Annotated in this window: 9 protein-coding genes; 1 reads left to right on the forward strand and 8 read right to left on the reverse strand. The window is 68.6% G+C overall.

The window, feature by feature from the left end; all coding sequences use genetic code 11:
- Positions 1-21 precede the first annotated feature (21 nt).
- Positions 22-1,029: an NAD(P)-dependent alcohol dehydrogenase gene (locus AB0368_RS26530; protein WP_366156671.1), complete on the forward strand. Its 1,008-nt coding sequence runs from the start codon at positions 22-24 to the stop codon at positions 1,027-1,029.
- A gap of 185 nt (positions 1,030-1,214) precedes the next feature.
- On the opposite strand, the gene AB0368_RS26535 is transcribed toward AB0368_RS26530, so the two are convergent.
- From AB0368_RS26535 to AB0368_RS26570, 8 genes are all read right to left on the reverse strand, one after another.
- Positions 1,215-1,427, reverse strand: a complete 213-nt coding sequence (locus AB0368_RS26535; RefSeq protein WP_366156672.1) for a hypothetical protein — start codon at positions 1,425-1,427, stop codon at positions 1,215-1,217.
- A 1,279-nt stretch (positions 1,428-2,706) separates the two neighbouring features.
- Complete coding sequence (locus AB0368_RS26540) at positions 2,707-3,117, reverse strand: VOC family protein (protein ID WP_366156673.1); 411 nt, start codon at positions 3,115-3,117, stop codon at positions 2,707-2,709.
- A gap of 4 nt (positions 3,118-3,121) precedes the next feature.
- Entirely contained in the window at positions 3,122-3,571 is a 450-nt protein-coding gene (locus tag AB0368_RS26545) for a helix-turn-helix transcriptional regulator (RefSeq protein ID WP_366156674.1), read from the reverse strand.
- A gap of 572 nt (positions 3,572-4,143) precedes the next feature.
- The gene (locus tag AB0368_RS26550; RefSeq protein WP_366156675.1) at positions 4,144-4,653 is read right to left on the reverse strand and encodes a hypothetical protein; all 510 of its coding nucleotides are present in this window, start codon (positions 4,651-4,653) and stop codon (positions 4,144-4,146) included.
- A 473-nt stretch (positions 4,654-5,126) separates the two neighbouring features.
- Positions 5,127-5,453: a hypothetical protein gene (locus AB0368_RS26555; protein ID WP_366156676.1), complete on the reverse strand. Its 327-nt coding sequence runs from the start codon at positions 5,451-5,453 to the stop codon at positions 5,127-5,129.
- Positions 5,454-5,609: 156 nt separating this feature from the next.
- Positions 5,610-5,888 (reverse strand): hypothetical protein, encoded by a 279-nt coding sequence (locus AB0368_RS26560; RefSeq protein WP_366156677.1) that lies wholly within the window; start codon positions 5,886-5,888, stop codon positions 5,610-5,612.
- A 709-nt stretch (positions 5,889-6,597) separates the two neighbouring features.
- Complete coding sequence (locus tag AB0368_RS26565; protein ID WP_366156678.1) at positions 6,598-7,431, reverse strand: PilZ domain-containing protein; 834 nt, start codon at positions 7,429-7,431, stop codon at positions 6,598-6,600.
- A 285-nt stretch (positions 7,432-7,716) separates the two neighbouring features.
- A complete protein-coding gene (locus AB0368_RS26570; RefSeq protein ID WP_366156685.1) occupies positions 7,717-9,309 on the reverse strand; it encodes a PAS domain S-box protein in 1,593 nt (530 codons plus the stop codon).
- Positions 9,310-9,378: the final 69 nt, after the last annotated feature.

Here is a 9,378-nt window from a genome sequence, read left to right on the forward strand (position 1 = left end):
CAGGCACACCGAGAGGTGATCATGAGAACCGACACACGACCATCCACCGGGCACGACACGATGCGGGCGATCGTGCACGAGACGTACGGCGACGCCGACGTGCTGCGCCCCGCCCGGATCGCCCGCCCCGAGCCCGGCAAGGGCGAGGTGCTGGTACGCGTCCACGCCGCGGGACTCGACCGCGGGACGTGGCACCTGATGACGGGCAAGCCGTACGTCGTCCGCCTCGCGACCGGCCCCCGCCGCCCGCGATACGGGGTGCCCGGCCGCGACCTGGCCGGGACCGTGGCCGCCGTCGGCCCCGGCGTGACCCGGTTCGCGGTCGGCGAGGAGGTGTACGGCATCGGTCGCGGCACGTTCGCCGAGTACGCCACCGCACCGCAGGACAAGCTCGTCGCCAAACCGGCCAACCTCACGTTCGCGCAGGCAGCCGTCGTGCCGGTCTCCGGCATCACGGCATTGCTCGCGCTGACCGACGCGGGCCGAGTCCAACCGGGACAGAGTGTGCTGGTCCTCGGCGCGTCGGGCGGCGTCGGCAGCTACGCCGTACAGCTCGCGACAGCGCTCGGCTCGCACGTCACCGGCGTGTGCGGCACCGCGAAGCTCGACCACATACGCAACCTCGGCGCCGAGCACGCCCTGGACTACACCCGCGACGACTTCGCCGCCGGCTCCCGCCGGTACGACCTGATCCTGGACATCGCCGGCAACCCGACGCTGTCGCGGCTACGCCGCGCCCTCACCCCCCGGGGCACGGCCGTGATCGTCGGCGGCGAGGAAGGCGGCAACTTCAGCGGCGGACTGAACCGCCAGTTCCGCGCCCTGGCGGTGACACCGTTCATCGGTCAGCGGCTCACGATGGTGATGCCCAGTGAGCGGGCCACCCACCTCGAACGCGTCACCGAATTCGTCGTGGCCGGCACGGTCACCCCGAGCGTCGACCGGGAGTACCCGCTGGACCAGGCCCGCGACGCCATGCGGCACCTCGCGGCTGGCCACGTCCGGGGAAAGGTCGCCATCACGATCTGAGCGTCCCTAAAGGACGGTCCAGTACCGACTCCCGGATGACGGCTCCGCGTGGACGCTTGGCTCATCAGACCCCCGCTTCTCTCGATCCATCAACGTCGGGTCACCGAACAAGCACCCCCAGAGAAGTGCTGCATGTGGCCCCCGTAGTACGACCGATGCAACGTGCCGCTACAGACCCGAGACCCTTAGAGAAGGCAGGGCGCGTGTGCGGTGAGGTCGTCGCGGACGCGCATTAGCTCGACGCCCGGCATGAGCAGCCGGGTGATGCTGCCGTCGGGCCGGGGCAGGTCCCAGCCGAACCGGCCGTCGCGGTCGGCGGCGGGGTCGCGGATCGGGTCGCCGGCCAGTTCGCCGCCGCGCTTACCGACCGCCTTCAGGAATACCGCGAGGTTCGTCACCGCGAGGTCCTCGCGGGCTCCGTCGACGGGCAGCGTGCCGGGTTGACCATCTTCTTACGGTAGCGCTGAGCTGGTATTTCAGCGCTCTCCCCGGGCGTCGTACCCAGAACCACTGCGTGCCGTTCCTGCTGGTGCGATGGTCGTAGGGCACCCACTCCCCATACGCGGCACGGACGACCAGGTTGTTCATCCGCTGAGGCACCCACCGCAAGTGCCAGCCCGGGCAGCGGCGGCCCTTCTTCTTGTCCGGGCACAGCTGCCCGGTCTCCCCGCACCGGTCGCGGACCAGTCCGCGCGCCGCTAGGCCCGGTGCCGGGACGTCGACGAGGTCGGCTAGGTCGTAGCCCATCCGCGCGAGCAGCCGCTCGACCCCGGCGATCGACAGGTCCTCGATGACGTTGTCGTGCACAGGGTCGACGAGCCGATACCACAATGAGGAGCGGGACCGCGGACGCAGGTCCAGCTCGACGCGCCACACGCCGTCCGGGTCTGCGTCGCTGCACTGCCCGTGACGGGGCATCAGGCCAAGATCAGTTAGGCGTTGAGCAGATGAGGGCGGCCCCCCGCGGCGTCCGCCGCCGGCCAGGTCCGCGACGACGAGGCCGCGCCGTTGCAGGTGCCAAAGCCGGCCGCGGCGGTTCCGATGGGCTTGCGCCTACCCGCGACGCTCGCGGCCCGGATGCCCACCGAGCTAGCCGAGGGCAGACGACCCCGCTGTCCGTACTGCGAACAGCGATCGCCGAAACCGACCCGCGTTGATCAACTACTCGGGCTGTAGTTCAGCCACGGCCCTTGGCGGCCACGAACGCGCAGGTCACAGTGGATGTGAGGGCTGTGAGTTCTCGATGGATCTGAGCTGTTCTCATTGGATCTGATCCGTTTCTGACCCTCAGCGATTCTGGTCCGGCGGGGGGTGCTTGGTGTCCGTTCTCAGTCGGGTTGGCGGAGTCTCAGCCATTCCGCCACGTGCGCGGCCGGCTTCTCCGGCGACGTGGCAGAAGCCGTCCCGATCATCCCATTTAGGGCCGGATCTCGTCTCATCGGAGTTGGCGAGTCTCCGTGGATCGATGACCCGCGACGCCGCGACTTTCCAGATCGTTCTGTCAAGGATTCACCCGTCGCCGGAGCGGCCCCACAACGCCTTCGCGGTCGGCTTCGGTGGCGTGGCGCTGGCTCGCCGCCGGTGTCGAGGCCGGCGCCGACGATCGCGTGGAGGTGAGCTCTCGTGTCAGCGCCTCACGGTACGCATCTGTGCACATGGCTGCGATCGCCGGGCGGCTCAGCGCAGCTGCTGGATGCGGATCAGGTTGCCCGCGGGATCGCGGAAGGCGCAGTCGCGAATCCCGTACGGCTGCTCGACCGGCTCCTGGACGACCTCGGCGTCGCTGGCCTGCACTCGCTCGAAGGTGCCGTCGAGGTCCTTGGTGGCCAGCAGGATCCAGCCGTAGGTGCCCTTGGCCATCATCTCGGCGATGGTGCGGCGCTCGTCGTCGGTCATGCCGGGGTCGGTGGCCGGCGGAGCCAGGAGGATGGACGTGTCAGGCTGACCGGCGGGCCCGACGGTGATCCAGCGCATCTTGCCCTGTCCGACGTCGCTGCGGACCTCGAAGCCGAGGGTGTCGCGGTAGAAGGCCAGGGAGGCGTCCGGGTCGTCGTGTGGGAGGAAGCTCGCGTGAATGGTGATGTCCATGGCGTCACGCTAACTGCCGCTGCGTGACCGGCGCTTCTCGATTCCTGATCGGTCTGGTCACCTGCTTCGCCACGCATGGCGGCATCCCCGCCGTCGCGGGAGCTGTCTGGCTCCGGTAGGTGCTGGGCGGCATGCCCACCAGTTCGGTGAAGCGAGTGCTGAAGGTGCCCAGCGACGCGCAGCCGACCGCGAAACAGACCTCGGTAACGCTGAGGTCGCCACGGCGCAGCAGCGCCATCGCGCGTTCGATCCGCCGCGTCATCAGGTAGCTGTACGGCGATTCGCCGTAGGCGAGCCGGAACTGGCGGCTGAGGTGCCCGGCCGACATGTTCGCGCCGCGGGCGAGCGCCTCGACGTCCAGCGGCTGTGCGTACTCCCGATCGATCCGGTCGCGGACGCGGCGCAGCCGCGCAAGGTCGCGCAGGTGCTGCTCCACGGCTGGTCTGCTGGTCACACGCAAGACCGTACGCCAATCTGCGCGGCCCCGGCGCCGTCGCGGCGCTGTCACGGCCGTCATCGACATGGCCCCGCTCCGCGGCCACGCCGCCGGCACCGAGCCAGGATCAAACAAGGCCACGGCTGCCCGTGCGGCGTCGGCGTTGCCAGGTGGCGCGGGATGGCTCTCTCGTTCCTCCGGGGCAGACGCGGACCAGCTCGCGGGGTCGACGACAGCGAAACCGCAAGCTTCAGCGAGAATCTCACCGTCCTGGTCTCAATCCACCTGTCGCGACGCCGTTCGCACCCATAGGCCGATGACATGATCCTTGGGACATCGACGGGTGACACAGCGCCGCGTGATGAGCTGGGCTGCCGGCAGGCGCGCCGCCGTCTCGACCGACTTGTCATGCCCGAGGTCACGGGCATGATCGATCGACATGATTTCTGGGACCGGACACTTGGTTAGCCTGTTTGTACGATCCGGGCGGTCCTGATGGAGGGCGCACGGTTGTGTGGAGTGGTCTGGCTGCCACACGGGCCTCCAGCACACGACCGGTGACGATCCTGGAGGCAGGATGCCGGTGTTCCTCAGCGTCGCTCTTGGACGCGCTGGCGCATCTGCGGCTCAAGTCCATACCCGTTCCCGTCCCCGGCGACAACGTCCTGCAGTCGCTCGGGGAAGATTCTCCGCCTGTCTGGACCGTTGAGAGATCCATCGCCGGGAACCTCGGCGGCCGGCGGGTCGGAGAGATGGATTGCCACCGGCAATGACGATTCGGTGTTCACCTCAGTGCCGACGGTCGAGCACATCGCCCAAACAAAAACTGTGCGCGCTTGCGCTGCCTGGACGACCGCCGGCGGATCAGTGCCCAGCACCCGAACGGCGCATGCCAGCCTACCTTCGTCCGGCGTCAGGTTCGCTGACGCGCCTGCCTCGAGCGCGTCCCTCGCCCGGATCGTAAGGCTGGCGCGCACGGCCGGCGAAAGCTCGTCCTCCAGAGCGGGCCCTCGGTATTTGATCCACCAGACCAGGACACCAGCAGCCAGAACGGCAGCAACAGCCGCCGTCACCCACCGACCGCGCTTTGCCGCTGTCACCTGAATGACGGTAGCTGCCGGTCAGCCCTCCGAACTGACGATCGCGGGCGCTAGCACCCGGTTCAGAGCCCAAGATCACGGAGCCAGTCCGACACCTGACAGCCGCCAGCGACGATCCCGGCAAAGATCAGATCGACTGAGAAGAACCCGACCACTCGTTCTCATCAAAACTGATCCGCACCAGCAAGAAGCGCCTCCATCCAGGTCAGACCCCGTGAGAACTCACAAGGGCAGGCCCGGCGGGCGGAAGCCATGCGGCCTATGGATGTCATCCGCACCCACCTGACCGGGCCGCCCGCCCAGCCCCAGCCGCTGTTCCTCGGCGGCCGCGCCGAACAAAACTCCCTGTCCGACGAACGCCTCCTCAGCGGCCTGCGCGACCGAAGGCGCGCTCAACTGCCGCTCACCGGCTTGGGACACCGACTGTCGCATGCTCTTGCCCCGATCGGTGCTGAACTCAACGTTTGCGCATGTCACCGCCATATTGATGGCTGGCGTCGGGGCGTGCTCAAGCCGCCGGTCGTGCCCGTTCGAGCCGTCGGCGTACCGGAGCTGCACGCGCCGGCGGCGATGAGTGCGCGGGCCGCCACGTACCGGGGTTGCGGCGCGGTCAGCAGGTCCGTCCGGTACGGCAGCTCACGGTGGAACCAGCCGGCCTCGGACCAGTCGTAACCCACCTTGCCGCAGGTGACCAGCGCGGCCAGGGCCCCGCGGACCTGCTCCCCGGTCAGGCCGTCGATGCGCGCCCGCCGCCGCGGCGGTGGTAGCGCGCACCGAGCGCCCCAGGGGCAGCGGGGCATGACCAATCTGGGTGCGCAAAACGACGACGAACTCCGGTATAGCCATGTGAGCAACCCTATGGACCCTTGCTGCGAGCCTGGGGTTCGGTTTGAGCTGGCCCGAGTGCTACTCGGCGCCAAGGCGAATGGCTGGCGGCATGGACGTCCAGTCGATGATCAGGGCGGCGCCTCCAAAGCCAGCCGATATGAACGTCGGGCCCGGTGGCGCAACCAGGCGGCGAAGGCGACGATCGCCAACGCCCAGAGGATGCCGCCGTCGTGGGATTGCCACACCACAATGGCCAGCGGTAGCTGAGTTAGCGCACCGGCGTTGAGCATCCATGCGCGCACTCTCAAGCCACCGGAGGTGTTCCGCGGCAGCACGGTCAGGGCGAAGAGGATGAATAGCCATGCCAGGCCGGTGAGCATCGCTACGGTGGGCGAGAAGCCGCTCATTCATGATCCTTCAGTAATGGAGGAGCCCACCTGAAGTAACGACCGGGCAGGAGCGACGCACTACCCGATCCCCAGGCGTCTGTCGATTCCAAGGCCCTGGAGGACGGTGAGCCAGGCAGAACGGATGAGAAGGTCTGCGCGACGTCACGCTGCGATACATTGCGCTCGTCATCTGGAGGTCACCCCTCGCGGACGCCCAGTGCGGGGGCTCCTGAGCGTCGCCTGTGGGATGTGGCCTGATGGCTTGGCTCATCGCTCTCAAAGGACGCCCTTCATGCCCTCGTACACCATCACCATCGCGCCGAACGACGCCAGCGGAACCACCACCACCCTGATCGTGGACACCTCCGACACTGAGGTCCGGATCACCGACGTGCACCTGCACGCCGACAACGGTCTTGTGGGCGGCCGTATGCCCACCGTGGACGTCGGCTTGCTGCTGCAGGCGGTGAACCCGTCAGCCCCTGCGCCGACGCCGCGCCGGGCTGCCTCGGCCGATCAGCCCGTCGCCGCCATCCCGACGCCCAGCCCGGCCCGCGCGCTTGAGGCGCCGCCGACGCCAGCCGACGGGACCGTCCCGGACATGCCGGTCGCCGCGCCGGCCAAGCGCCGCCGCGCGGCGAGACCAGCGGCGGCGCCGGCCAAGGCGGCCATCGCCATGCCCGCATCCGGGCCCAGAAGTTCGACCGGCTGGCCGGGTCGGGTCGGGTCAGTCCAGCCAGGCGAGTCGGGCCACCCCGCCGGCGACCGTGACCACCCTCGCCCGAAGCAGCGCGTCGTTGATGTTCAGGACTACGTGTTCCTTGCGGGCTGGGCCCTGCTGGGCGCCGGACACCACGCAGGCTATCCGGGTCGGCTTGGCGGTGACCGGCTGGGCGCCGACGCTGGACCACAGAACCGCGTCGGTGCTGGTGCCGTCCCAGGTGCGGGTGGGGCGAGTGAAGACCAGGTGCTTGGCCAGCTCCGACTCCTGCATGCCGATGTCGGTGTAGGCGAAGTGGGCCTGCCGGTCCTGCACGGTGATACAGCGGGCGATTGCCAGCAGCGGCTGATAGGAGCCGTCTATCCGTACCGCCACGTCGACTCCCTCTGGTGGCGCGTGGTCGAGCACAGCGGCGAAGCCGCCGACCGACACGTCGAGGGTGTGACCGACGCTCTCCACCGAGGTGTCGGGCCACCACACCGTCACCGGAAGGTTCAGCTCCCGTCGGGGGTACTGGCGCCGGTCGGTCTCATCACGGGCAGGGCGGCCCAGTCGAACCGATCCGTCGCCGACCGTCCGCACCGCCGCCCACCATCGGCTTACCGGCGGCGTGTGGATCAGCTGTACCACATCAAACGGACTGACCCCAAGGTCATCTTTAACTTCGACGTCCAGGGTGCCGGTTGTCGGATCCGCCGCGATCAGGACGGCGGAAACGCCGTTGACAGTGACCGTCGAACCGACCCGCTCTCCCCAACTGTTCACCCGATCAGCGTAGAACCGAGCAGGGTCTTCTCGCGGGCAAAGCAACGCTACGCCCCTGTCGTCGGCGGCCAACACGGGCCGACGTCCGCATGCGGCCGACCCCGGCCGCCGCGGCTTCGCCTGGGTTCGACGGGCACGCCTGGCGCGAAGGCACATACGGCTGGTGGGCCGCTCCGGCACCCGACGCGGTCACCTTCCGGCTTCGCGGGGGTTTCGGATCGGCGGCACCGTGACGGCGATGCGAGCGGCAGAGACCAGCTCGACAAGCCGATAGTCGTGCTCAACGGTCAAGCGCCGCGCGTGCGGGGTTCGAGCGGCTGGCGTGGGCGCACTGGCGGGCTGGCCAGCCGGCTGCCCCGGTCACCGCGCTGCGCGCTGGTGTAGGACGGTGCGGATGCGGTGGAGCAGGTCGCGGCTGGTGAAGGGTTTTTCGACGATGGTGACGCCGTCGGGCAGGGTGCGGTTTTCGGTGAGGACGGGTTGGGCGTACCCGGACATGTAGAGCACCGGGATGTCGGGGCGGATGGCTTGGATGCGGGCGGCGACTTCGTTGCCCATCATTTTCGGCATGATGACGTCGGTGAGGAGTAGGTCGATCGGCTCGGGGTGGGTTTGGGCGATGTGGATGGCCTGGGCGCCGCCGTTGGCGGGTAGGACGTTGTAGCCGGCTCGGGTGAGGATGCGTGCGGTGACCTGGCGTAGGGCGTCTTCGTCTTCGACCATCAGGATGGTCTCGTGTGGTCGTGGTTCGGTGGCTGCTTGCAGGACGGGTTCGGCGTCGGGGACGGTGACGTCGGCGGGGGTGTCGACGGCGGGTAGCAGGATGGTGATGGTGGTGCCGATGTCGGCTTCGGAGTACAGGTGCACGTCGCCGCCGGCGGCGGTCGCGATGCCGTAGACGGTGGCCAGGCCCAGTCCGGTCCCGGAGCCTTGCGGTTTGGTGGTGTAGAACGGTTCGAAGGCTCGGTCGATGACCTCGGGTGGCATGCCGGTGCCGGTGTCGCTGACGCGTAGGCGCACGTATCGGCCCGGCTGCAGGGGTCCTTGGTCGATGTCTTCGAATTCGAGGGCGGCGTTGGTGGTATCGATGGACAGGGTGCCGCCGTCGGGCATCGCGTCGCGGGCGTTGACCGCGAGGTTGACCAGGATCTGCTCGATCTGGCTGGCGTCGGCGTAGGTCGGCCACAGCTGCCGGTCGAGTTGGGTGATCAGGTGGATGTGTTCGCCGAGGGTGCGGCGCAGCATCTGCTCAACGTCGCCGATGACGTGGTTGAGGTTGAGGACTTCGGCTTGGGTGATGTCGCGGCGGCCGAAGGCGAGCAGTTGTTTGGTCAGTCGGGTGGCGCGTTCGGCGGCTCGGCTGATCTGCCCGATGTCGTTGCGGGCGGCGGCTAGATCCTCGGTGCTGACGGCCGGGGTGTCCAGGGTGTCGAGCAGCAGTTCGCTGTAGTTGGCGATCACGGCGAGGATGTTGTTGAAGTCGTGCGCCACGCCGCCGGCGAGCTGCCCGAGGCTTTCCAACCGGCGGGCGTGTTGCAGGCGCCGTTCGGCGGCGTCACGTTCGGCCTGGGTGATCAGCCGTTCGCGTTCTTTCTGGGCGTGCAGGCGTTCGGTGACGTCGCGTATGGCGGCGGACACGATCACGCCTTGGTCGGTTTGCAGCGCGGACAGGCTGATCTCGACCGGGAACTCGCTGCCGTCTTTACGCAGGGCGGTCAGGTCCTTGCCGCCAGCCAACTGCCGGGGTCGGGGGTCGGCGAAGTAGGCGTCGCGCTGCTGGGGTTGGTGGGCGCGTGCCTGCTCGGGGATCAGGATGTCGATCGACTGGCCGATCAGTTCTTCGCGCTGGTAGCCGAACATGCGTTCGGTCTGGGCGTTGATCAGGGTGATGGTCCCGTCGCGGGTGGCACCGATGATCGCGTCGGGAGCCGCTTCCAGCAGGCCGCGGAACATCGCCTCGGCGCGTTGCCGCTCGCTGATGTCTCGCGAGATCGACGCCACGCCGGTGATCTGAGCGTGCCG

The sequence above is a fragment of the Actinoplanes sp. NPDC051475 genome, assembly GCF_040689425.1.
In the GTDB taxonomy this organism is placed as follows: Bacteria; Actinomycetota; Actinomycetes; order Mycobacteriales; family Micromonosporaceae; genus Actinoplanes.

Excerpts from the sequence above, each read along its gene's own strand:
- AB0368_RS26555 (WP_366156676.1), bottom strand. The coding sequence starts at position 5,453 with ATGCCCCGCTGCCCCTGGGGCGCTCGGTGCGCGCTACCACCGCCGCGG.
- AB0368_RS26540 (WP_366156673.1), bottom strand. The coding sequence starts at position 3,117 with ATGGACATCACCATTCACGCGAGCTTCCTCCCACACGACGACCCGGAC.
- AB0368_RS26560 (WP_366156677.1), bottom strand. The coding sequence starts at position 5,888 with ATGAGCGGCTTCTCGCCCACCGTAGCGATGCTCACCGGCCTGGCATGG.
- AB0368_RS26530 (WP_366156671.1), top strand. The coding sequence starts at position 22 with ATGAGAACCGACACACGACCATCCACCGGGCACGACACGATGCGGGCG.
- AB0368_RS26570 (WP_366156685.1), bottom strand. The coding sequence starts at position 9,309 with ATGTTCCGCGGCCTGCTGGAAGCGGCTCCCGACGCGATCATCGGTGCC.